This window comes from Pseudomonas sp. 8AS (assembly GCF_902506505.1).
Lineage (GTDB): Bacteria > Pseudomonadota > Gammaproteobacteria > Pseudomonadales > Pseudomonadaceae > Aquipseudomonas.
Map to the genome: position 1 here is coordinate 3,078,238 of NZ_LR733406.1, position 23,508 is coordinate 3,101,745.

The 23,508-nt window shown below is 68.0% G+C and carries 21 protein-coding genes; 10 read left to right on the forward strand and 11 right to left on the reverse strand.

The window, feature by feature from the left end:
• Positions 1-25: 25 nt before the first annotated feature.
• Positions 26-607: an RNA polymerase sigma factor RpoE gene (rpoE, locus tag GV001_RS14355; RefSeq protein WP_160080973.1), complete on the reverse strand. Its 582-nt coding sequence runs from the start codon at positions 605-607 to the stop codon at positions 26-28.
• Between the two features lie 355 nt (positions 608-962).
• Between rpoE and nadB the strand changes: the two genes are divergently transcribed.
• The gene (gene nadB / locus GV001_RS14360; protein WP_160080975.1) at positions 963-2,579 is read left to right on the forward strand and encodes an L-aspartate oxidase; all 1,617 of its coding nucleotides are present in this window, start codon (positions 963-965) and stop codon (positions 2,577-2,579) included.
• Here the strand turns inward: nadB and GV001_RS14365 are convergent.
• Positions 2,548-3,000 (reverse strand): protein YgfX, encoded by a 453-nt coding sequence (locus tag GV001_RS14365; RefSeq protein ID WP_160080977.1) that lies wholly within the window; start codon positions 2,998-3,000, stop codon positions 2,548-2,550. The genes nadB and GV001_RS14365 overlap by 32 nt on opposite strands.
• Positions 2,984-3,238 (reverse strand): succinate dehydrogenase assembly factor 2, encoded by a 255-nt coding sequence (locus tag GV001_RS14370; RefSeq protein ID WP_160080979.1) that lies wholly within the window; start codon positions 3,236-3,238, stop codon positions 2,984-2,986. The genes GV001_RS14365 and GV001_RS14370 overlap by 17 nt, the downstream gene beginning before the upstream one ends.
• Before the next feature lie 119 nt (positions 3,239-3,357).
• Between GV001_RS14370 and GV001_RS14375 the strand changes: the two genes are divergently transcribed.
• From GV001_RS14375 to GV001_RS14385, 3 genes are all read left to right on the forward strand, one after another.
• Entirely contained in the window at positions 3,358-4,299 is a 942-nt protein-coding gene (locus GV001_RS14375) for a folate-binding protein YgfZ (RefSeq protein WP_160080981.1), read from the forward strand.
• A gap of 108 nt (positions 4,300-4,407) precedes the next feature.
• Positions 4,408-5,244, forward strand: coding sequence for an HDOD domain-containing protein (locus GV001_RS14380; RefSeq protein ID WP_160080983.1), 837 nt, complete (start codon positions 4,408-4,410; stop codon positions 5,242-5,244).
• A 140-nt stretch (positions 5,245-5,384) separates the two neighbouring features.
• The gene (locus GV001_RS14385) at positions 5,385-6,140 is read left to right on the forward strand and encodes an ABC transporter substrate-binding protein (RefSeq protein WP_160080985.1); all 756 of its coding nucleotides are present in this window, start codon (positions 5,385-5,387) and stop codon (positions 6,138-6,140) included.
• Here GV001_RS14385 and GV001_RS14390 read toward each other — a convergent pair whose 3' ends face one another.
• Positions 6,141-7,538, reverse strand: coding sequence for a sensor histidine kinase (locus GV001_RS14390; RefSeq protein ID WP_160080987.1), 1,398 nt, complete (start codon positions 7,536-7,538; stop codon positions 6,141-6,143).
• Positions 7,531-8,202: a response regulator gene (locus GV001_RS14395; protein ID WP_160080989.1), complete on the reverse strand. Its 672-nt coding sequence runs from the start codon at positions 8,200-8,202 to the stop codon at positions 7,531-7,533. Before GV001_RS14395 ends, GV001_RS14390 begins: the two co-directional genes overlap by 8 nt.
• 206 nt (positions 8,203-8,408) lie before the next feature.
• Here GV001_RS14395 and GV001_RS14400 point away from each other — a divergent pair, with 206 nt between their 5' ends.
• The 6 genes from GV001_RS14400 (at position 8,409) to GV001_RS14425 (ending at position 14,847) form a co-directional block, all read left to right on the forward strand.
• A complete protein-coding gene (locus GV001_RS14400; protein WP_160080991.1) occupies positions 8,409-9,674 on the forward strand; it encodes an OprD family porin in 1,266 nt (421 codons plus the stop codon).
• A 30-nt stretch (positions 9,675-9,704) separates the two neighbouring features.
• Positions 9,705-10,679 carry a tripartite tricarboxylate transporter substrate binding protein gene (locus GV001_RS14405; RefSeq protein WP_160080993.1) on the forward strand — a complete coding sequence of 325 codons (975 nt, stop codon included), beginning with the start codon at positions 9,705-9,707 and terminating at the stop codon, positions 10,677-10,679.
• A gap of 160 nt (positions 10,680-10,839) precedes the next feature.
• On the forward strand, positions 10,840-11,286 hold the full coding sequence (locus tag GV001_RS14410) for a tripartite tricarboxylate transporter TctB family protein (protein WP_160080995.1): 447 nt from the start codon (positions 10,840-10,842) through the stop codon (positions 11,284-11,286).
• A gap of 1 nt (position 11,287) precedes the next feature.
• Positions 11,288-12,796 carry a tripartite tricarboxylate transporter permease gene (locus GV001_RS14415; protein WP_160080997.1) on the forward strand — a complete coding sequence of 503 codons (1,509 nt, stop codon included), beginning with the start codon at positions 11,288-11,290 and terminating at the stop codon, positions 12,794-12,796.
• Positions 12,789-13,811 carry an AbrB family transcriptional regulator gene (locus GV001_RS14420; RefSeq protein ID WP_160080999.1) on the forward strand — a complete coding sequence of 341 codons (1,023 nt, stop codon included), beginning with the start codon at positions 12,789-12,791 and terminating at the stop codon, positions 13,809-13,811. Before GV001_RS14415 ends, GV001_RS14420 begins: the two co-directional genes overlap by 8 nt.
• A gap of 151 nt (positions 13,812-13,962) precedes the next feature.
• Positions 13,963-14,847 (forward strand): DUF6279 family lipoprotein, encoded by an 885-nt coding sequence (locus GV001_RS14425; protein ID WP_256664928.1) that lies wholly within the window; start codon positions 13,963-13,965, stop codon positions 14,845-14,847.
• Here GV001_RS14425 and ung read toward each other — a convergent pair.
• From ung to kdpA, 6 genes are all read right to left on the reverse strand, one after another.
• Entirely contained in the window at positions 14,807-15,505 is a 699-nt protein-coding gene (gene ung, locus GV001_RS14430) for a uracil-DNA glycosylase (protein WP_160081001.1), read from the reverse strand. The two genes, GV001_RS14425 and ung, sit on opposite strands and share 41 nt — an antisense overlap.
• Before the next feature lie 246 nt (positions 15,506-15,751).
• Complete coding sequence (locus GV001_RS14435; protein ID WP_160081003.1) at positions 15,752-16,444, reverse strand: response regulator; 693 nt, start codon at positions 16,442-16,444, stop codon at positions 15,752-15,754.
• Positions 16,441-19,095 (reverse strand): sensor histidine kinase KdpD, encoded by a 2,655-nt coding sequence (locus GV001_RS14440; protein WP_160081005.1) that lies wholly within the window; start codon positions 19,093-19,095, stop codon positions 16,441-16,443. Before GV001_RS14440 ends, GV001_RS14435 begins: the two co-directional genes overlap by 4 nt.
• Positions 19,092-19,667 (reverse strand): potassium-transporting ATPase subunit KdpC, encoded by a 576-nt coding sequence (gene kdpC, locus GV001_RS14445; protein WP_160081007.1) that lies wholly within the window; start codon positions 19,665-19,667, stop codon positions 19,092-19,094. The genes GV001_RS14440 and kdpC overlap by 4 nt, the downstream gene beginning before the upstream one ends.
• A gap of 56 nt (positions 19,668-19,723) precedes the next feature.
• Positions 19,724-21,790, reverse strand: a complete 2,067-nt coding sequence (gene kdpB, locus GV001_RS14450; RefSeq protein ID WP_160081009.1) for a potassium-transporting ATPase subunit KdpB — start codon at positions 21,788-21,790, stop codon at positions 19,724-19,726.
• Between the two features lie 12 nt (positions 21,791-21,802).
• A complete protein-coding gene (kdpA, locus tag GV001_RS14455) occupies positions 21,803-23,503 on the reverse strand; it encodes a potassium-transporting ATPase subunit KdpA (protein WP_160081011.1) in 1,701 nt (566 codons plus the stop codon).
• Positions 23,504-23,508: the final 5 nt, after the last annotated feature.

Sequence of the window (23,508 nt, forward strand, 5' to 3'; positions counted from 1 at the left end):
TCCTCTCTCGGCTGTCGCCGCTGTCTCAGGCTTCCTGCAACAGGGGTTGCAGGGACTTATCGATGGCCTCGCGAGCCCGGAAAATCCGCGAGCGCACGGTACCCACTGGACATTGCATGACATTGGCAATGTCCTCGTAACTCAACCCATCAAACTCACGCAGAGTCAGTGCCGTGCGCAAATCCTCGGGCAACTGCTGGATGGTGCGATGCACGGTGGCCTCGACCTCATCACGCAGCAACAGCCGCTCCGGCGATTCGATGTCCTTGAGGGCATGATCCCCCTCATAGAACTCCGCATCCTCGGCACTCACATCACTGTCCGGCGGCCGGCGGCCGCGCGAAACCAGGTAATTCTTCGCCGTATTGATGGCGATCCGGTACAGCCAGGTATAGAACGCACTGTCGCCGCGAAAATTACCGAGCGCGCGATAGGCCTTGATAAAGGCCTCCTGCGCGACATCCTGAGCCTCGTGGCTGTCGTGCACGAAGCGCACGACCAGCCCCAGAATCTTGTGCTGGTACTTGAGCACCAGCAGATCGAAAGCCCGCTTGTCGCCGCGCTGCACCCGCTCGACCAGTTGCTGATCGTCTTCCTGGGTTAGCATGAATACTCCTCGTGGGGTTCGAAGGAGTTCTGCGTCTGCCAGCAAGTCGTTCTGCCAAGATAGACTCGGACGTTGCGCAAAAGTTCTCCCCCTCCGAACAGCCTTTCTGCAGCGCCTGAGACGCCTGCACGAAACAACGCAACAGGGCCTGCGGCCCTGCTGCCGGATAATCTTTTTACCGGTTCGACGCCGCCTCTCTGGCGGGCTCGATCGGCACCCATGGTGACGGGTGACAGTCTATGGAACCTGAACGTATAAAGAAGTTCCCGATCATTTTAGTCTGTCATAAGGCCGCTATTGTGCCGGCCACCCCCTCTATATACTAGGCGGCGCCCTTTCGCGGAATCAGCAGTAGATGAGCCAACACCATCAGCACGACGTACTCATCATTGGCAGCGGCGCAGCCGGCCTGACCCTGGCCCTGACCCTGCCGCAGCACCTGCGCATCGCCGTGCTGAGCAAGGGCGAACTGGCCAACGGCTCGACCTACTGGGCCCAGGGCGGCGTTGCCGCCGTGCTGGATGACACCGACACGGTCGAATCCCACGTCACCGACACCCTCAACGCCGGTGGCGGCCTGTGCCGCGAAGATGCCGTGCGCTTCACCGTCGAGCACAGCCGCGAAGCCATCCAGTGGCTGATCGCCCAAGGCGTGCCCTTCACCCGCGGCGATGAACACGAGCGCGAGGATGGCGGCTTCGAATTCCACCTGACCCGCGAGGGCGGCCACAGCCATCGGCGCATCATCCATGCCGCCGACGCCACCGGCGCCGCCATCTTCAACACCCTGCTGCAGCAGGCACGCCAGCGGCCCAACATCGAGCTGCTGGAGCAGCGCGTGGCGGTCGACCTGATCACCGAACGCAAGCTCGGCCGCCCCGGCCAGCGCTGCCTCGGCGCCTACGTACTGAACCGCCAGAGCGGCGAAGTCGACACCTGCCACGCGCGCTTTGTCATCCTCGCCACCGGCGGCGCGGCCAAGGTCTACCTGTACACCAGCAATGCCGACGGCGCCTGCGGCGACGGCATCGCCATGGCCTGGCGCGCCGGCTGCCGGGTCGGCAACCTGGAATTCAACCAGTTCCACCCGACCTGCCTGTATCACCCGCAGGCCAAAAACTTCCTGATCACCGAGGCCCTGCGCGGCGAAGGCGCCCTGCTCAAGCTACCCAATGGCGAACGCTTCATGCCGCGCTTCGATGCGCGCGCAGAGCTAGCCCCGCGCGACATCGTGGCCCGCGCCATCGACCATGAAATGAAGCGCCTGGGCATCGACTGCGTCTACCTGGACATCAGTCACAAGCCCGCCGAGTTCATCAAGGCGCACTTCCCCACCGTCTACGAACGCTGCCTGCAGTTCGGCATCGACATCACCCGCCAGCCCATCCCGGTGGTGCCGGCGGCGCACTACACCTGCGGCGGCGTGCTGGTCGACAGCAGCGGGCGCACCGACGTGCCCGGCCTGTACGCGATCGGCGAAACCAGCTTCACCGGCCTGCATGGCGCCAACCGCCTGGCCAGTAATTCGCTGCTGGAATGCTTCGTCTATGCCCGCTCGGCCGCCGCCGATATCGTTGCGCAACTGGACAGCGTGAACATGCCGGGCGAGCTGCCGACCTGGGATGCCAGCCAGGTGACCGACTCGGACGAGGACGTGATCATCGCGCACAACTGGGACGAACTGCGGCGATTCATGTGGGACTACGTGGGCATCGTGCGCACCAACAAGCGCCTGCAGCGCGCCCAGCACCGCGTGCGCCTGCTGCTCAGCGAGATCGACGAGTTCTACAGCAACTACAAGGTCAGCCGCGACCTGATCGAGCTGCGCAACCTGGCCCTGGTCGCCGAGCTGATGATCCGCTCGGCCATGCTGCGCCACGAGAGCCGCGGCCTGCACTACACCCTGGATTACCCGGAGCAGTTGCCGCAAGCCAGGGACACTATTCTGCTGCCGCCCACCTACGGCGACTGAACTTCAGGCGCACCCGCAGACGTCGGTGCTGCTCCCGCGACAAGGCATCGCGCGGGATGCACAAGCCGCGCACGCGCCACTCGCCGACCAAGCGAAACCGCAACACCACGAGCAGCGGCAAGGCCAGGCTGTCCGGGCGCAACTGCACCGCCTGCCAGCCATTGGCCCGACTGTACAGCTGCCAGCCATCCTCATCCCGACGCAACCCGGTGAAGGCGCGCGGATGAGCGAGCAGCACCTGACGCGGCAGAACCCAGCCCCCATGCAACAGGCAGCACAAAGCCCCCAGAGCACTGGCCCAGAGGGGGATGTCGACAAGAAACAGGGCAGCCAGCGCCAGGAACAGCGCCAGCAGGTAGCTCGCCAGCAGCAGGCGCGAGGCCTGCCAGTGGCACTCGAAGCCGTTACTTGGGTTGGACACGATCCAGGATCATGCGCACCATGCGCTTGAGATCGGCATCTTCCGGCTCTTCGCGCTGCATGAACCAGCCGAACATGTCCTGATCCTCGCATTCCAGCAGCTTGCGATAGCGCGCCTGATCCTCGGCATCCAGGTTGGGGTAGACCTCCTTGACGAAGGGTACCAGCAGCACGTCCAGCTCCAGCATGCCGCGACGGCTGTGCCAGAAGAGTCGATTCAGTTCGGTTGCGTCGGCCATACAACGGCTCCTGTGGGAAGGTGCGCAGTATAGCGAGCGGCGGCGCGCTCGGCACCCGCTGACAAGCGCGCGGGTCGGCTCTATGATGAGGCCCCAGTCCTCCCTACCTGCGACAGCCAATGGCCGACTCCGCTTTTTTCTGCCCCCTGACCCACGAAGCCCTGCTCGCCGTGCGCGGCACCGACGCCAGTAAATTCCTCCAGGGCCAGGTCACCTGCAACCTCAACTACCTCGACGCGCAGACCAGCAGCCTCGGCGCCCGCTGCACGCCCAAGGGGCGCATGCTGTCGAGCTTCCGCATCCTCGGCGAAGGCGACGGCTACCTGCTGGCCATGGCCGGCGAGCTGCTCGAGGCGCAACTGGCTGAGCTGAAGAAGTATGCGGTGTTCTCCAAATCGACCCTGAGCGACGAATCCGCCGCCTGGGTACGCTTCGGCCTCAGCGGCGGCGATGGCGCGCTGGTCAGCCTGGGCCTCGACCTGCCGCACGGCGCCGATAGCGTGGTGCGCCACAATGGCCTGCTGGCCCTGCGCCTGAGCGATGGCCGTGCCGAACTCTGGGCCCCGGCCACCGAAGCCGAGGTCCTGCACAAGCGCCTGGCCGCGCAACTGCGCGAAGCCCCGCTCAACGACTGGCTGCTCGGCCAGGTGCGCGCCGGCATCGGCCAGGTATTCGGCGCCACCCGCGAGCAGCTGATCCCGCAGATGATCAACCTGCAGGCCCTGGGCGGCGTGAGTTTCAAGAAAGGCTGCTACACCGGCCAGGAAATCGTCGCGCGCATGCAGTATCTCGGCAAGCTCAAGCGGCGTCTCTATCGCCTCAGCCTGGATGCGGGTCCGCTGCCGCCCATCGGCGCCGAACTGTTCTCGCCGGTGCATGGCTCCAGCGTCGGCGAAGTCGTCCTGGCCGCGCACAACGGCACTGGCAGCGAGCTGCTGGCCGTGCTCCAGGAAGATGCCGCCCAGGATGGCCGCATCCGCCTCGACAGCCTCGAAGGCGCGCCGCTGCAGGTGCTCAGCCTGCCCTACGAGCTGGATGGCGACCGCGAGATCCAGCGCTGATTAGAAAACGCATGCATAAGCCGGGGCAAACAAGGTACAACCCGGCGTAACCCTGACCCATGACCCGGCCGTCCTACACTGAGGCGGTCGCGTGATCCGAGAGCCGAGATGAGCAAGCTTGCCGAAAAAGTCCAACAGGAACTGATCCAGGCCATCGAAAACGATGAGCTGGTACTGCCGACCCTGCCCGAGGTCGCGCTGAAGGTTCGCGAGGCCGCCGAAGACCCGAACATCAGCATCCAGGCCCTGAGCAAGGTGATCGGCAACGATGCCGCGCTGACCGCGCGCATCATCAAGGTGGTCAACAGCCCGCTGCTGCGCACCAGCAAGGAAATCACCGACCTGCAGATGGCCGTCAGCCGCCTCGGCATCAACTACACCTGCAACCTGGCCACCGGCCTGGCCATGGAACAGATGTTCCAGGCCACCTCCGACGTGGTCGACCGCAAGATGCGTGAAGTGTGGAACAAAAGCACGGAAATCGCCGGTATCTGCCACGTTCTGTGCAAGCACTACACCCGCCTGCTGCCCGACCAGGCGACCCTCGCCGGCCTGGTCCACCAGATCGGCATCCTGCCGATCCTGACCTACGCCGAAGAGCACAACGAGCTGCTGGCCGACTCCATCAGCCTCAACCACGTGATCGAGAAGATCCACCCGATTATCGGCGACAAGATTCTGCGTGCCTGGGAGTTCCCCGAGCCGATCGCCATGGTGCCGGGCCAGCACCTGGACTTCACCCGCAACTCGGCCAAGGTCGACTACGTCGACATCGTCCAGGTCGCCACCCTGCAGAGCTACCTGGGCAGCGAGCACCCCTACACCCAGCTGGACTGGAGCCAGATCCCGGCCTTCGCCAAGCTCGGCCTCGACCCGAACGTCGACATGCAGGCCGACGAAGACCTCTCCGCGGCCATGGAAGCCGCCACCAGCATGCTGCAGTAATTCGCTGCAGACGTATTCGCCATCTGCTTCTACGCTATGAACTAGCTCCGCCGCTGCCAGCAGCGGAGCCGCGGCGCCAAGCCGCCGAGGTCTAACGGATTGACCTTGCCCCTGTTCAATCTGGGAGAAGGAAGCACCCGATGCGTCTGCTTGCCCTGCTGCTCGCCCTGACCCTGGCCGGCTCCGCCCTGGCCGACAGCATTCGCCTGACCAATGGCGAATGGAGCCCCTACTTGGGCAAGAACCTGCCCCACCACGGAGTCGCCTCGCGCATAGTTGAGGAAGCCTTCGCCCTCGAAGGCGTCCAGGTGCGCTGGGAGTTCTATCCCTGGGCCCGCGCCCTGCGCAGCGCCGAACACGGCAAGAGCGATGGCGCCGCCGTCTGGCTGCGCAGCCCCGAGCGCGAACAGGCCTTCTACATCAGCGACCCGGTGGTGGACAGCAGCTACTACCTGTTCCACCGCAAGGATCAGCCCTTCGACTGGCAACAGGTCGACGACCTGCGCGGCAAGCGGATCGGCGGCGCCATCGACTACGACTACGGCCAGGCCTTCCAGCAGGCGGAAAACAGCGGCCGGCTGCAGGTGCAGCGCCTGAGCAGCGAGGAACAGGGGCTGCGCATGCTGCTGGCCGGGCGCCTGGATGTCTTCCCGATGGACAAGGTGGTGGCCTTCGACCTGCTGCACCGCCAGTTCAGCGCCGCCGAACGGCGCCAGCTGAGCTTCCACCCGTTGCCGCTGCGCAGCGACAGCCTGCATCTGCTGCTGTCCAAGCAGGTACCCGGCAACGAGGCCATGCTGCAACGTTTCAACCAGGGCCTGCAGCAGCTGCGCGCCAGCGGCAAGGTCAGCCAGTACCTGCTGGAAATCCAGCAACCGCTGAGCCTGAGCCACTGATCAGAGCGGCGCCGCCGGGAAACTCACCCGCACCAACAAACCGCCGCCACCTCCCTCATCCAGGCTGATCTGCGCCAGATGGGCGCGACAGATCTCGCCGACTATCGCCAGCCCCAGCCCGGCACCGCCGACCTGCGGGTTGCGCCGATAGAAGCGCTCGAAGACTTTCTCCCGCTCCTGCGGCGGAATGCCCGGCCCGTCGTCCTCGACCTCCAGCAGCGCCGGCGCCAGCACCCGCAGGATCACATTGCCGCCCGCCGGGGTGTGGGCCAGGGCGTTGTCCACCAGGTTGTAGACCAGCTCGTTGAGCAGGGTCGGCTCGCCCTGGATGCATACGCCCTCCTCGGCCTCCAGGGCCAGGGCGATGCCGCGCTGATGCGCCAGCGGCGCCAGGGCCATGGCCAGCTCGCGCACCAGCAGGCTCAGTTCGACGCGCTCGGCGCCGCCCTCGGCGACGGCCCGCGCGCCGCGCTCGATGCGCGCCAGCGACAGCAGCTGGTTGGCCAGATGGGTCAGGCGGTCGGTGCTCTGCGCGGCCTTCTCCAGGGTGCTGTGCCACAGCGCCGGCTCGCGCTCGCGCAGGCCCAGTTCGATGCGCGCCTTGAGCGCCGCCAGCGGCGTGCGCAGCTCGTGGGAGGCATCGGCGATGAACTGCGCCTGGCGCTCGAACTGCACGCGCAGGCGCTCGGTGAAGTGGTTGAGGGCGGCCACCAGCGGGCGCAACTCATCCTGCGCCTCGACCAGCGGCAGCGGCCGCAGGTCATCCGGCTGGCGCTCCTCGACCGCCGCGCGCAGGCGCTCCAGCGGGCGCAGCGCGGCGCTCACCGCCAGCCACACCAGGGCCAGGCTGACCAGCGCCAGCAGGCCCATGCGCCACAGGGTATCGAGCAGCAGGCCGCGGGCCATGCGCTCGCGCGCCCCTTCGGTCTCGGCCACGCGGATTTCCGCCATGCCGTTCATCTGCGGCTCGCTGACCGGCTGCAGCAGGCTGACCACGCGCACGCCGACGCCCTGGAACTCGCCGTCGTAGAAGCGCGCCAGGGCCGGGTAATCGTCGGTGCGCCGGGTTCCCGGGGGCGGCGCCGGCAGCTTGTCGTAGCCCGAGACCAGGCGCCCCTGCAGGTCGCTGACCTGGTAGAAGATGCGCCCTTCGCTGTCGTAGGCGAACACATCCAGGGCCACGTAGGGCACATCGGCGCGCAGCAGCCCCTCTTCGGTGTACAGGCCGTCGGCGATGGCCCGCGCCGAGGCCAGCAGGGTACGGTCGTAGGCCGCGTCCGCTGCCTCGCGGCCGTTCCAGTAGGCGCTCAGGCTGCCAATCAGCAGCGGAATGGCCAGCAGCGCGGCGAGGCGCCGCAGCAGCCGACCACGCAGGCTGCCGGCGGCCTGCTCACTCACCCACGGCCTCCAGCAGATAACCCAGGCCACGGAAGGTGACGATGCGCACGCTGTCGTCTTCCAGCTTCTTGCGCAGGCGGTGCACGTAGATCTCGATGGCGTCGGCGCTGGCCTCCTCGTCCAGGCCGAACACCTGGTCGGCCAGCTGCTCCTTGCTCATCACCCGTCCGGGCCGGGCGATCAGCGCCTCCAGCACGGCCTGCTCGCGCGAGGTCAGGTTGAGCAGCTGCTCGTGCAGACTGAAGCGCCGGGTGCCCAGGTCATAGACCAGCGCCCCGCAGCGCTGCTGCTGCTCGCCGCCGAGCACGCTGCGCCGCAGCAGGGCCTTGACCCGCGCCTCCAGCTCGGTCAGCTCGAAGGGCTTGGCCAGGTAGTCGTCGGCGCCCAGATTGAGGCCGTGCACGCGGTCCTTGACCTCGCCGCGCGCGGTCAGCATCAGCACCGGCAGGGTCTTGCCGCGCCCGCGCAGGCGCGCCAGCACCTCGAAACCGTCGAGCCGCGGCAGGCCGACATCCAGTACCGCCAGGGCATAGTCCTCGCTGGCCAGGGCATGCTCGGCGGCCACCCCGTCGTGCAGCACATCGACGGTCAACCCGGCGCCACGCAAGGCCTGGGCCACGCTTTCGGCCAGGGGCAGATGGTCTTCGACCAGCAGGATTCGCACGGCAGCACACTCCACGACCTTGTAGTTATGCAGCCGAGTTTAACCAGCACGCGGGCGCTGTGAAGGCCGTGGCGAATTTCTTTCACGCTGAAAGCCTGGCGAAAGTTTCGCCCCCTAGGATCGCGACCAGGGTGGCTAGAACCACCCGCAGAACGCCGGCTGCGTGGTTGCGTCGGCGTGACAAAAACAATATTCGGAGACCACATATGCGATCTGCCCATCGGCAGGCCTCGGCGCCTGTTCGTCGCTTCAGCCTCACCCTGCTCGCCTGCGCCCTGGCGCCCGCCGCGCACGCCGCCTTCATCGAAGACAGCAGCGCCAGCCTGACCACCACCAACATCTACCTGAACCGCGACTTCCGTGAAGGCGATGGCCAGAACAAGCGCGAGGAATGGGGCCAGGGCTTCCTGCTCGACATCCAGTCCGGCTACAGCGAAGGCACCGTTGGCTTCGGCCTCGACGCCCTCGGCATGCTCGGCGTCAAGCTGGACTCCGGTGGCGGCCGCACCGGCACCGACCTGCTGCCGGTACAGGACGACGGCGGCACCCCGGACACCTTCGGCCGCCTGGGCCTGACCGCCAAGGTGAAAGTCTCCGCCAGCGAGTTTCGCTACGGCTCGCACATCCCCGAGCTGCCGGTGGTCAAGGCCAGCGACAGCCGCCTGCTGCCGCAGGTATTCGAAGGCGGCCTGCTGACCTCCAGCGAGCTGGAAAACCTGAATTTTACCGGCGGACGCCTGGACAAGGTGATCGACCGCGCCTCGACCAACTCCGAGGACCTGATCCTCAACAGCAAGAACAAGCGCTTCGCCAGCGGCGTGACGGCCGAGCACATGGACCTGGCCGGCTTCGATTACAGCTTCGCCAAGGGCCTGACCGGGCGCTACTACTACGCCGACGTCGAGGACATCTACCGCCAGCACTTCCTCGGCCTGCTGGCCAGCCAGGCGCTCGGCGGCGGCAGCCTGAGCGCCGACCTGCGCGTCTCGATCAGCGACGACAGCGGGCAGGCCCAGGCCGGCACCGTCGACAACACCGCCTGGAACGGCCTGGTGTCCTATGCCCACAGCGGCCACAAGCTCGGCCTCGGCTACCAGCACCTGTCCGGCGACACCGGCTTCGCCTACCTCGATGGCAGCGACCCGTTCCTGGTCAACTTCGTGCAGATCAACGACTTCGCCAACGCCGACGAGCGTTCCTGGCAGGCCCGCTACGACTACGATTTCGCCCGCCTCGGCGTGCCCGGCCTGAGCTTCATGACCCGCTACATCAAGGGCGACAACGCCCAGGTCAGCGGCAGTGACGAAGAAGGCCGCGAGTGGGAGCGCGACATCGAACTCAAGTACGTGGTGCAGAACGGCCCGCTCAAGGACCTCTACGTGCGCCTGCGCAACGCCAGCTTCCGTTCCAGTTTCGCCCGCGATGCGGACGAGAACCGCGTGATCGTCGGCTACTCCCTGCCGATCTGGTAAGCCACAATAAAACTCCACAGGAGATAGATGATGAAAACTGCCCTGTCCCGCATTGCCCTGGCCTTCGCCACCCTGGCCCTGTCCGGCCAGCTGCTGGCCGAACCCAAGCGCCCCGAATGCATCGCCCCGGCCAAGCCCGGCGGCGGTTTCGACCTGACCTGCAAGCTGGCCCAGAGCGGCCTGAAAGACAACGGCCTGCTCCAGGCGCCGATGCGCGTCACCTACATGCCCGGCGGCGTCGGCGCGGTGGCCTACAACGCCGTGGTCGCGCAGCGACCGAAGGACGCCGGGACCATCACCGCATTCTCCTCCGGCTCCCTACTCAACCTGGCCCAGGGCAAGTTCGGCCGCTACGACGAGAACGCCGTGCGCTGGCTGGCCGGCATCGGCACCGACTACGGTGCCATCAGCGTGCGCGCCGACTCGCCCTACCAGACCCTCGACGACCTGGTGCAGGCGCTGAAGAAGGACCCGGGCAGCATCGTCTTCGGCGCCGGCGCCACCATCGGCGGCCAGGACTGGATGCAGACCGCGCTGATCGCCCGTGCCGCCGGCATCGACCCGCAGAAGCTGCGCTACGTGGCCTTCGAGGGCGGCGGCGAGACGCTCACCGCCATGCTCGGCGGCCACGTCCAGGTCACCTCCAGCGGCCTCGGCGAAGTCACCCCGCAACTGGCGGCGAACAAGATCCGCGTCATCGCCGTGCTTTCCGACCAGCGCCTGCCGGGCAAGCTGGCCAACCTGCCGACCGCCAAGGAGCAGGGCTACGACATCAGCTGGCCGGTGATCCGCGGCTTCTACATGGGCCCGGAGGTCAGCGACGCGGACTTCGCCTGGTGGAAAGGCCAGTTCGACACCCTGCTGGCCAGCTCCGAGTTCGCCAAGCTGCGCGAACAACGTGACCTGTTCCCCCTGAGCATGACCGGCGACGAGCTGAAGGCCTACGTGTTCAAGCAGGTGCAGGACTATAAGGCGCTGGCCGGCGAGTTCGGCCTGGTGCAGTAAACCATTCGTAGGATGGGTTAGCCGCGCAGCGGCGTAACCCATGCGGCCCAGGTCGCGGGGCTGCACCGCCCACGACCGGACCGCTGGGTATCGCTGCGCGATACCCAGCCTACGATGCGTCGCTCGCGACGCATCCCGCCCCCATCACGAGGAACTCCTCATGTACGTCCGCCTGTTCGCTGCGGTGTGGCTGCTCGTCTGCGCCTTTCTCGCCGTGGTCGCCTGGGGCTTCCAGGCGCCCTTTTCCTATGACCCGGTCGGCCCGCGTGCCTACCCCCTACTGTTGCTGACGCTGATGGCCGTGGCCGCCCTGTGGCTGCTGTGCAAGCCGAGCGGCGAGCCGACCCTGCCAATTTCCTGGGCCCTGGCGCGCAAGGTCGGCCTGTGCGTCGGCGCCCTGCTGGCCTACTCCCTGCTGTTCGAGCCGCTGGGCTTCGTCCTCAGCACCACCCTGGCCGGTTTCAGCCTCGGCCTGCTGTTCGGTGGCCGTCTGCTGCCCAGCGCCCTCAGCGGCCTGCTGATGGGCACCCTGCTGTACGGCCTGTTCGACTACCTGCTGGACGTGCCGCTGCCGCTCGGCCTGTTCACCGCCTTCGTGGAGAGCTGAAATGGAAACGCTGAATTTCTTGATGCAGGGCTTCGATGTCGCCACCCGCCCGACCAACCTGCTGGTGGCGCTGTTCGGCGCCTTCGTCGGCACCGTGGTCGGCCTGCTGCCGGGCCTGGGGCCGATCAACGGCGTGGCGATCCTGCTGCCGCTGGCCTTCGCCCTCGGCCTGCCGCCGGAGACCGCGCTGATCCTGCTGGCCGCCGTGTACCTGGGCTGCGAATACGGCGGGCGCATCTCGGCCATCCTGCTCAACGTGCCGGGCGACGCCGCGGCGATCATGACCACCCTCGACGGCTACCCGCTGGCACGCCAGGGCAAGGGGGGCATCGCCCTGTCGCTGTCGGCCATGAGCTCGTTCATCGGCAGCACCATCGCCACCATAGGCGTCGTATTGTTCGCGCCGATCCTGGCCAACTGGGCGGTGGCCTTCGGCCCGGCCGAGTACTTCATGCTGATGGTGTTCGCCATCGCCTGCCTGGGCGGCATGGTCGGCGACAAGCCGGTCAAGACCCTGCTCGCCGCGCTGATCGGCCTGGGCCTGGCCACCGTCGGGGTGGACGCCACCACCGGGGTGTACCGTTTCACCTTCGACAGCATCGGCCTGTCCGACGGCATCCAGTTCGTCATCGTGGTGATCGGCCTGTTCAGCGTCAGCGAGGTGCTGCTGATGCTCGAACACACCACCAAGGGGCAGAAGGCGGTCAAGGCCAGCGGACGCATGCTGTTCAACGCCCGCGAGTTCGCCAGTGTCTGGTGGACCACCCTGCGCAGCTCCCTGGCCGGCTTCGTCATCGGCGTGCTGCCGGGGGCCGGGGCGACCATCGCCAGCGCCATCACCTACATGAGCGAGAAGCGCCTGGCCGGCAACTCCAGCCGCTTCGGCGACGGCGACCTGCGCGGTGTGGCGGCCCCGGAGGCGGCCAACAACGCCTCGGCCTGCGGCTCGCTGATCCCCATGCTGACCCTCGGCGTGCCGGGCTCGGGCACCACCGCGGTGATGATCGGCGCCCTGAGCCTGTACAACATCACCCCCGGCCCGCTGTTGTTCGAGCAGCAGCCGGACGTGGTCTGGGGCCTGATCGCCTCGCTGTTCATCGGCAACATCATCCTGCTGGCGATGAACATCCCGCTGGTCGGCCTGTTCGCCCGCATGCTCAGCGTGCCGAGCTGGATCCTGGTGCCGGCCATCACCATCGTCAGCCTGGTCGGCGTGTACGCGGTGCACAGCACCACCTTCGACCTGGTGCTGATGATCGGTCTCGGCGTGTTCGGCTACCTGCTGCGCAAGATGGACTTCCCGCTGTCGGCGCTGATCCTCGGCTTCGTCCTCGGCGAGCTGATGGAGTCCAACCTGCGCCGCGCCCTGTCGATCAGCAACGGCGACCTGGCGATCCTCTGGTCCAGCCCGATCACCGTCGCGCTCTGGGCCCTGGCCCTGCTGATGCTGGCCCTGCCCGGCCTGCGCTGGCTGCGCAGCCGCCGCAAGCTGCGCGCCGCGCATGCCTAAGGGGTGGCTCACGCCGCTGGCCGGCGCGGCCGGCGGCGCTTTGGCCAGCCTGATCGGCTGGCCTTTGCCGTGGATGGTCGGCTCCCTGCTGGCGGTGATCCTGCTGCGCTGCCTGGCGGGGCTGGATCTGCGCGAAGTACCCGGCGCACGCAAGGGCGGGCAGTGGCTGGTCGGCACCGGCATCGGCCTGCACTTCAGCCCGGCGGTACTGGAGCAGGTGCTGGCCCACGGCGGCCTGCTGCTGGCCGGCGCCCTGCTCACCAGCCTGACCTGCCTGATCGGCATCGGCCTGCTGCGCGCGGCCGGGCACGACCGCGCCACCGCCTTCTTCGCCAGCATGCCCGGCGGCGCCAGCGAGATGGTCAACCTCGGCCAGCGCAACGGTGCCCAGGCCGGCGAGGTGGCCGCCGCACAGAGCCTGCGCCTGCTGCTGGTGGTGCTCTGCGTGCCGGCGCTGTTCCAGTTCTGGCTGGGCGCGGCGCCGGCCCTGGCGCCTGGCGAAGGCGCTGTGGATGCACCCTTGCTCGCCCTGCTGCTGGCCGGCGGCGCCGGCCTGGCCCTGCTCGGCCAGCGCCTGCGCCAACCCAACCCCTGGCTGCTCGGGCCGATCCTGGTCAGTGCACTGGGGGTGATTCTGCTTCAGCGCAACCTGAGCCTGCCGGCCGGTACCAGCCAGGTCGGCCAGTGGCTGATCGGCAGCGCCCTGGGCTGCCACTTCAGCCGTGAATTCTTCCGCCGCGCGCCGCGCTTCGTCGCCCTGGTGCTGCTCGCCACCCTGCTGGCCATGCTTGCCGCCGCCCTGGGCGCCGCGGCGCTGAGCTGGCTGGGCGCGCTGGATCACCGCGCGCTGCTGCTGGGCATGATGCCCGGCGGCATCGCCGAGCTGAGCCTGACCGCCGAGGCCCTGGCCCTGTCGGTACCGCTGATCACCGGGCTGCAGGTGCTGCGCCTGCTCTGCGTGCTGTTCCTCGCCGAGCCGCTGTTTCGCCTGTGGCAGCGCCGCCGCCAGACCTGATCCGGCTTTCCTCGAGCCACGCTTGGCCCGCCCCGTGCGGGTCTTTTTTTGCCCGCGCCGTAGGGAACACCCGGCGCACCCCACACAGCCACCGCCCCACCATGCCCGGCTGCTCTATCCTTGTGTTTACCGCCTTGGTGGGAGTCTTGCCATGCGCCTGCGTCGCTGTGCCATTGCCCTGCTCTGCGCCACCCTGCTGCTGGGCGCCTGCAGCCGCCTGGATCTGGCCTATCGCAACCTCGACTGGCTGATCGGCTGGTCGCTGGACGACTACCTGCAGCTCGACGGCGCCCAGCAGGCCTGGCTCAAGCCGCGCCTGCGCGAGCACCTGGACTGGCACTGCAGCACCCAGCTGCCGGCCTACTCGGCCTGGCTGCAACGCAGCGCGGCCCTGGTCGCCCAGACGCCGCTGCACGCGCAGCAGTTCCAGGCGCCCTTCGCCGAATTCCGCCAGGCAGTCGACGCCATCACCACGCAGATCACCCCCACCGGCATCGAACTGCTGCGCGGCCTCAGCCCCCGGCAAGTGGCGGAACTGGACCGGGCACTGAGCGAAGAGAACGAGCAACTGCGCCGGGAATACCTGCAGCCCTCGCTGCAGGAGCAGATCGCCAGCCGCGCCGAACGCATGGGCGAGCGCCTGCAGCCCTGGTTCGGCGAGCTCAACCGGCAACAGCAGGAGCGTGTCGCGGCCTGGTCGCGGCAACTGGGCGAACAGAACCGGCTATGGCTGGACAACCGCGTGCACTGGCAGGGGCAATTCCGCGCCCTCCTCGACACCCGCCGCAGCCCCGATTTCGCCCCCCGCCTGCAGCACCTGGTGCAGCAGCGCACGGCCTCCTGGACCCCGGCCTACCGCGAGCAGTTCGAGCGCTCGCAAGTGGCCCTGGCCGAGCTGCTCGCCGACCTGTTCAACGGCGCCGACGCCGGCCAGCGCCAACGCGTGCAGCAACGCCTCGCGGCGCTGCGCCAGGACCTCGACGGCCTGGCCTGCACTACGCCGGCAGAGGCGGCAGTCGCCAATCGATCGGAGTGAGGCCGCACTGCTCCAGGTACTTGTTGGCCCGGCTGAAATGGCCGTTGCCGAGGAAGCCGCGGTAGGCCGACAGCGGCGACGGGTGCGCCGACTTCAGCACCAGGTGGCGGGTGGTATCGATCAGCTTCTGCTTGCCCTGCGCATGGGCACCCCAAAGCAGGAACACCAGGTGGCCCGGGCGCGCGTTGACCGCCTCGATCACCTTGTCGGTGAACGGCTGCCAGCCCTTGTCGGCGTGCGAGCCGGCATTGGCCTGCTCCACCGTCAGCGAGGTGTTGAGCAGCAGCACGCCCTGCTCGGCCCAGCTCTGCAGGCAGCCGTGGGTGGGGATGTCGATGTTCAGGTCGCGCTTCAATTCCTTGAAGATGTTCTGCAGCGAGGGCGGCGCCGGCACCCCCGGCTGCACCGAGAAGCACAGGCCGTGGGCCTGACCAGGGCCGTGGTAGGGGTCCTGGCCGATGATCACCACCTTGACCCGGTCCAGCGGCGTGGAATTGAGCGCATTGAAGATCAGCGGTCCCGGCGGGTAGATCACCTTGCCGTTGTTCTTCTCGCTGCGCAGGAATTCACTGAGCTGTGCCATGTAGGGCTTGTCGAACTCCTCGCGCAGGGCCTCCTTCCAGCCCGGTTCGAGTTTGATTCGGTCGTCGACGCTCATGGCTATTCCTGCACGGCAAAAAACGGAAACGGCACGCTAAGGAAGGCACCGGGGCAAGTCAAGGCTGGACGCGGCAGCACAGCACTGATGTGTTCGCGACCCAGGATGCTCAGGAGAAGTTGCTAGCGACGGGGCTGGCAACCATAGCCCGGGTGTGAACTCGTGCATCTGATCCAGGTGCGCATGTTGCGGGCTGATTGCTGCCGCCCCGGGGGGATGTTCGAACGGCTAGTATTGCGCTGACTTTCAGATAGCCAGCAGACGATAACCAACCCCGGCCTCGGTCACGATAAAGCGCGGCGCGGTCGGATCATCGCCAAGCTTCTGCCGCAAGTGGCCAACCACCACGCGTAGGTAATGGCTGTCCTCGACATGACTGGGGCCCCAGATATCCTTGAGCAGTTGCTGCTGGGTCACCACCCGCCCCAGGTGACGGGCAAGCTGGGCCAGTACCGCGTACTCCTTGCGGGTCAGGCTGACCTCGGTACCGTCCAGGCTCACCCGCCGATAGGCGAAATCGACCTTCAGCCCCCCGCTGCTGACCACCGCCTCCTGCGGTTCACCGTTGCCAGCCTGGCGCAGCAGCACGCGCACCCGGGCGAGGAACTCCTGGATGCCGAAGGGCTTGCTCACGTAGTCGTTGGCGCCGCCATCCAGGGCCAGTACCTTCTCGCCTTCGCTGGCACGCACCGAAAGCACCAGCACCGGCACCTGCGACCACTCACGCAGTTCGCGCAATACCTGCTGACCGTCCATGTCCGGCAGGCCGAGGTCGAGCACCAGCAGGTCCGGCTTGCCCAGCACCGCCTGGGCCAGGCCCTCGGTGCCATTGCCGGCCTCCAGAACCTTGTAGCCCTGGGCGTTGAGGCTGATGCGCAGGAACTTGCGGATCTGCGCCTCGTCGTCGACCACCAGGATGGTCGCGGGATGGCCGTTCATGCGGGCTCTTCTTCCATCAACGGCTGCGGGTGCAAGGGTAGGTGCAGGGTCAGGGTGGCGCCGCGGCCCTCCAGGCCGTCGCCCACCGTGACCCGGCCACCGTGGGCGCCGAGCATGCCCTGGCAGATCGCCAGGCCCAGGCCGGTGCCCTGGCCGCCGCGATCACCACGCGCCGCCGTATAGAACATGTCGAAGATCTTTTCCCGCTCGTGCTCGGGAATCCCCGGCCCCTGATCGCTGACGGCAAAGCGCAGCTCGTCGCGATCGGCCTCCACCACCACGCGCAGGCGCCCCTGGCTCGGCGAGAAGCGCGCGGCATTTTCCAGCACGTTGACTAGGGCCTGCTCGATCAGCGCCGCATGCACATAGAGCAGCGGCAGCTCGCCGGGAATCAGGATTTCGAGCTGCAAGGCGTCCAGCACCGGACGCAGCCGCTGCACGGCGCTGGCGACTATGTCGGCCGGTGCCACCCAGTCGCGCGCCAGCTTGAGGCCGCCGTGGCCCAGGCGGGTCATGTCCAGCAGGTTCTGGATATAGCGATCGAGACGCTCGGCCTCGTTGCGGGTACCTTCCAGCAGTTCGCGCCGATCGGCCTGGGGAATCTGCTCGCCCAGGGTCAGCAGGCTGTCGATCGAGCCGCGCATGGCGGTCAGCGGCGTGCGCAGGTCATGGGACACCGAGGCCAGCAGCGCGCTGCGCAGCTCCTCGGTCTGCCCGTGCAGGCGCGCCGCTTCCAGGTCTTCGGCCAATTGCGCGCGTGCCAGGGCCTGGGTCAGCGGCTGGCCGAGGGCGGCGATCAGCCGGCGCTGTTCGGGCGGCAGCGGCGTACCGTCTTTGGGACTGACGCCGAGCAGGGCCAGCGGCCCCTCCTCGCCGGACAGCGGCCACCACCACCAGCGTCCGCCCGGCAAGGTACCGGTGCCCAGACCGGCCGGCTGGCCATGCAGCCAGGACCAGTCGGCGGCGGCACGTTCCTGTTCGGCCAGCAGGCGCTGCACGCCGGCCTCGACCTTCCATACGCCGTCCGTGCTGCGCGCCAGCAGGCTGACATCCAGCTCCGGCCACAGGGCGAACTGCTGCATCGCCGCCGCCAGCACCGCCTGGCGGTCGGTGGCGGCGGTCAGCCTGCGCGACAGCTCCAGCAGCGCCGTGGTTTCCGCCTGGGTCTCGCGCAGGGCCTGCAGCTGGCGGCGCTGGCGGGTCGCCAGGTTGCCGGTGAGGGCCGCCATCAGCAGGAAGAACAGCAGGGTCAGCACGTCCTCCTGGCGCTCGATGGTCAGGGTCAGAGTCGGCGGAATGAACAGGAAGTTGTAGGCCAGGAACGACAGCCCGGCACACACCAGGGCCGGAGCCAGGCTACTGCGCACCGCCACCACCAGCACCGCGGCCAGGAAAATCAGCGAGATATTCGGCAATTCGAGAAACCGCGACAGGCCGAGCGCCACCGCAGCCGCCAGCAGCGTCGCCAGCAACGCCCGCAGATAATCGCGCCAGACCAGCGGCCGGCGGGTACGCGGCAGCGGCGGCACCAGGTCGACCTCGGTATCCAGCACGCTGATTTCCAGGCCCAGGCCTTGTCTGAGCAGGCGCTCAGCCAGGCCCAGGCCGAACCAGCGACGGCGCAGGCGCTGGCGGCTGCGGCCCACCAGAATCAGGCTGGCTCGGCGTTCCCGGGCATGTTCGAGCAGGGTTCGCGCCACCTCGCTGCCGCGCAGGCCGATCACCTCACCGCCCAGGCGCTCGGCCAGTTGCTGCGCGGCCTGCAGATAGCCCAGGCGCTGCTCGTTACGTTCCTCGCCGGTGTCCACATGCACCACCGACCAGGGCAAATGGCGGCGTTCGGCGACCCGGCAGGCATGCCGCACCAGCCGTTCGGCCTGGGCATCGCCGTCGATGCCGAGCAGCAGGCGGCCACGCACGGTCGGCGCCTCCTGGCCCTGCTGGCGATAGCGCCGGTTGAGGTCGGCGTCGACCCGGGCGGCGGCGGTCTGCATGGCCAGCTCGCGCAGCGCGGTGAGGTTGGTCTGGCTGAAGAAGGCATCGATGGCCGCACGCGCCTGCTCCGGCACATACACCTTGCCTTCGCGCAGGCGCTCCAGCAGCTCGCGCGGCGGCAGGTCGATCAGCAGGATCTCGTCGGCCTCCTGCAGCACCCAGTCCGGCAGGGTTTCGCGCACCTGCACGCCGGTGATGTCGCGCACCTGATCGTTGAGGCTCTCCAGATGCTGGACGTTGACCGTGGTGTAGACGTCGATGCCGGCGGCAAGCAGCTCCTGCACATCCTGCCAGCGCTTGGCATGGCGGCTGCCCGGCGCATTGCTGTGGGCCAGTTCGTCGACCAGCACCAGCTTGGGCGGCTTGGCCAGGATGCCGTCGAGGTCCATCTCGCTCAGCGTCATGCCGCGATAGTCCAGGCGCTGCAACGGCTGCTGCGGCAGGCCGGCGAGCAGCGCTTCGGTCTCCGCGCGGCCGTGGGTCTCGACCACGCCGGCGCGCAGGTCGACGCCCTGGCGCAGCTGCGCCTGCGCCGCCTGCAGCATGGCGAAGGTCTTGCCCACGCCGGGTGCCGCACCGAGAAATACTTTCAGCCGGCCACGGTCCTCGCGAGGCATTTCGGCCAGCAGGGCATCGGCGCGCAGCGTGTCACTCATGGAGTCGTCTCATGGACAGCAATGGCACGATTGTCGGCCAGTGCCAGGTTCAGCGCCAGCACGTTGACCACCGCCGGGCCGACCACGGGGGCCTCGGTATGCTGCTTGATCAGACGTTCCAGGCGCTCGACCGGGACACCACGCGCCGCGGCGATGCGCGCGATCTGCCAGCGCGCGGCCGCCGGCGACAGATGCGGGTCGAGGCCGCTGCCGGAGGTGGTAACCAGTTGCAGCGGCACCGGCGCGGCGCCCTCGCCCGCCAGGCGCGCGGCCTGCGTGGCGATGCGTGCGGCCAGTGCCGGGTTGCTCGGCGCCAGGTTGCTGGCGCCGCTGGCCACGGTGGCGAAGCCGGCGGCGGACGGGCGCGCCTGGAACCACTGGGCTCCCTCGAAGTTCTGCGCCAGCAGCGTGCTGCCGATCACCTGGCCCTGGGCGTCGCGCACCAGGCTGCCATTGGCTTGTTCGGGGAAGGCCAGCTGGGCGATGCCGGTGAGCGCCAGCGGGTAGGCCACGCCGGTGATCAGGGTCATCAGGCCCAGCAGGGCGATGGCCGGGCGAAGTTGTTTGAGCATGATGTTTCTCCAGATTCGTTGACGCCCCCTCTCCCGCTGGAAGAGGGGGACAAGCCTCACACCAGCCCCAGGGTCACCAGCAGCAGGTCGATCGCCTTGATCCCGGCGAAGGGCGCGAGGATGCCGCCCAGGCCGTAGATCAGCAGGTTGCGCCGCAGCAGGCTGGCCGCGTCCAGGGCCTTGACCCGCACCCCGCGCAGGGCCAGGGGGATAAGCGCGACGATGATCAGCGCGTTGAACACGATGGCCGAGAGAATGGCGCTCTGCGGGCTGTGCAGTTGCATCAGGTTGAGCGCGCCGAGCTGCGGGTAGATGCCGGCGAACAGCGCTGGGAGGATGGCGAAGTACTTGGCCACGTCGTTGGCCACCGAGAAGGTGGTCAGCGCGCCGCGGGTCACCAAGAGCTCCTTGCCCACCTGCACCACGTCCAGCAGCTTGGTCGGGTCCGAGTCCAGGTCTACCAGGTTGGCGGCCTCGCGGGCGGCCTGGGTGCCGTCGTTCATCGCCAGGCCGACGTCGGCCTGGGCCAGCGCCGGGGCGTCGTTGGCGCCGTCGCCACACATGGCGACCATCTTGCCTTCGCCCTGCTCGGCGCGGATGCGCGCCAGCTTCTTCTCCGGCGTGGCCTCGGCGATGATGTCGTCGACCCCGGCCTCGGCGGCAATGGCGGCGGCGGTCAGCGGGTTGTCGCCGGTCACCATCACAGTGCGGATGCCCAGGCTGCGCAGCTCGGCGAAGCGCTCGCGGATGCCCGGCTTGACCACGTCCTTGAGGTGGATGGCGCCGAGCAGCTGGCCATCGCCGGCCACCAGCAGCGGGGTGCCGCCGCTCTGGGCGATCTTCTCCACCTCGCGCGCCAGCGCTGCCGGCACGGCGTCGCGCGCCATGCCCAGGTACAGCAGCACGGCGTCCACCGCGCCCTTGCGGTAGCTGTGGCCGTTCCAGTCGACGCCGGACAGGCGGGTCTCGGCGCTGAAGGCGATGGCCTTGACCTCGCTGCGCGACGGCTCCTGCATCGGGCTCAGCGCCCGCAGGTATTCGACGATGGACTTGCCTTCCGGCGTGTCGTCGGCCAGCGAGGCCAGCAGCGCCGCCTCGGACAACTCCTTGCCGCTCACCCCCGGGGCCTTGATCACCGCGCTGCAGCGGCGGTTGCCGAAGGTAATGGTGCCGGTCTTGTCGAGCAGCAGCACATGCACGTCCCCCGCCGCTTCCACGGCACGGCCGGATTTGGCGATCACGTTGAGGCGCACCAGGCGGTCCATGCCGGCGATGCCGATGGCCGACAGCAACCCGCCTATGGTGGTCGGGATCAGGGTCACCAGCAGCGCGGCCAGGTAAACCAGCGGCAGGTCGCCGCCGGCGTAGCGGGCGAACGGCTGCAGGGTGGCCACCACCAGCAGGAAGATCAGGGAGAGGCCGATCAGCAGGATATCCAGCGCCACCTCGTTGGGCGTCTTCTGCCGCTTGGCGCCTTCGACCAGGGCGATCATGCGGTCCAGGGTCGACTCGCCCGGGTTGGCGGTGATCCGCACCAGCAGCCAGTCGGAGACCACCCGGGTGTTGCCGGTCACCGCCGAGCGGTCGCCGCCGGACTCGCGGATCACCGGGGCCGATTCTCCGGTGATGGCCGCCTCGTTGACCGCGGCGATGCCTTCGATCACCTCGCCGTCGCCGGGGATCAGCTCGCCGGCCTCGACGCGCACGATGTCGCCACGGCGCAGGCTGCTGGCCAGTACGGTTTCGAACTGCGGGCCCCTCTGCCGGCGCGCATTGAGCCCCTGGGTGCCGGCCTTGAGGCTGTCGGCGCGGGCCTTGCCGCGGCCCTCGGCCAGGGCCTCGGCGAAGTTGGCGAACAGCACGGTGAACCACAGCCACAGGGCGATCTGCACGGCCAGGCCGGTGCTGACCCCTTGCGCCGGAACGAAGCACAGCAGCGTGGTGAGGATGGCGGTGATCTCCACCACCAGCATCACCGGCGAACGCAGCAGCTGGTGCGGGTCGAGCTTGACGAACGCCTGGCGCAGTGCGGGTTTCCACAGCACGGCGAAGGAGGTTTTCGGCTGTTGCTTGTGCTTGGCGCTTTTCAGCACCTTGCTCTCGGGTTGAGTGCGGGCATTCATCATGATTCTCCCTTAGAAGCCCTGGAACAGTGTCAGGTGCTCGGCGATCGGGCCCAGGGCCAGCGCCGGCAGGAAAGTCAGGCCGCCCACCAGCAGAATGGTCAGGCACAGCAGGGTGACGAACAGCGGGCCGTGGGTGGGGAAGCTGTTGCCGTCGACCGGCGCACGCTTCTTCGCCGCCAGGCTGCCGGCAATCGCCAGGATCGGCAGGATGTAGCCGAAGCGCCCGAGCAGCATGGCCAGGCCGAGCAGCAGGTTGTGGTAGGGGGTGCCCGCGCCGAAGCCGGCGAAGGCCGAGCCGTTGTTGGCGGTGCCCGAGGTATAGGCGTACAGCGCCTGGCTGAAGCCGTGGGCGCCCGGGTTGCTGATGGAGGCCGCCGGTCCCTCCAGGCTCACCGCCAGGGCGGTCAGCACCAGCACGCCGAGCGGCATCACCAAGAGGGTGACGACCAGCAGGCGCACCTCGCGGGCCTCCAGCTTCTTGCCCAGGTATTCCGGGGTTCGGCCGATCATCAGGCCGGCGAGGAACACCGCGATCAGCACGAACAGCAGCATGCCGTAGAGGCCGGCGCCGACGCCGCCGAAGATCACCTCGCCAAGCATCATGTTGAACATCGGCAGCAGCCCGCCGATGGCGCTGAAGCTGTCGTGCATGGCGTTGACCGAGCCGTTGGAGGCAGCCGTGGTGGTCACCGCCCAGAGCGCCGAGGCGGCAGTACCGAAGCGTGCCTCCTTGCCCTCCAGCGAGCCGCTCTGCTCGATCGGCAGGCTGACCAGGGCCGGGTTGGGCTGGTACTCGGCCCACAAGGTCAGAGCCAGGCCGGCGACGAACAGAATCAGCATGCTGGCCAGGATGGCGCGGCTCTGGCGCAGGTCCTTGACGTAGTGGCCGAAGCTGAACACCAGGGCGGCCGGGATCAGGATGATCGAGGCCATCTCGAACAGGTTGCTCCAGGCAGTCGGGTTCTCAAAGGGATGCGCCGAGTTGACCCCGAAGAAGCCGCCGCCGTTGGTGCCCAGCTGCTTGATGGCGATCTGGCTGGCGGCCGGGCCCAGCGGGATGCTCTGGTCGGCGCCCAGCAGGGTCTTGGCCTGCACATAGTCCATGAAGCTCTGCGGCACGCCCTGCCAGACCAGGAAGATGGCCAGCGGCACGCACAGCGGCAGCAGCACGTAGAGCACGGCGCGGGTCACATCGACCCAGAAGTTGCCGATACCGTTGCTCGACTTGCGCGCAATGCCGCGGGCGAAGGCCACCAGGATGGCCAGGCCGACGGCCGGGCTGACGAAGTTCTGCACGCCCAGGCCGACCATCTGGCTGAAGTAGCTGAGCGCCGCCTCGCCGCTGTAGGCCTGCCAGTTGGTGTTGGTGACGAAGCTCACCCCGGTGTTGAACGCCAGGGTCCATTCCAGACCGGCAAAGCCCTGCGGGTTGAGCGGCAGAGAACCTTGCAGCATGAGGATGGCGAACAGCGTCAACAGGCTGGCCAGGGTGAAGGCCAGCAGCGCCAGGCTGTAGGTCTTCCAGTCCTGCTCGGCCTGGCTGTCGACGCCGGCCACGCGGTAGCAAAGGCGCTCGAAGGGCTGGAGCAGCGGGCTCAGCAGGGTCTTCTGCCCCTCCATCGCGCGGAACAGGTAGCGCCCGAGATAGGGCGCCGGCACCAGCACCAGCACGAAGAAGGCCAGGATCAGCCAGTAGTCTTGGACTTGCATGATGC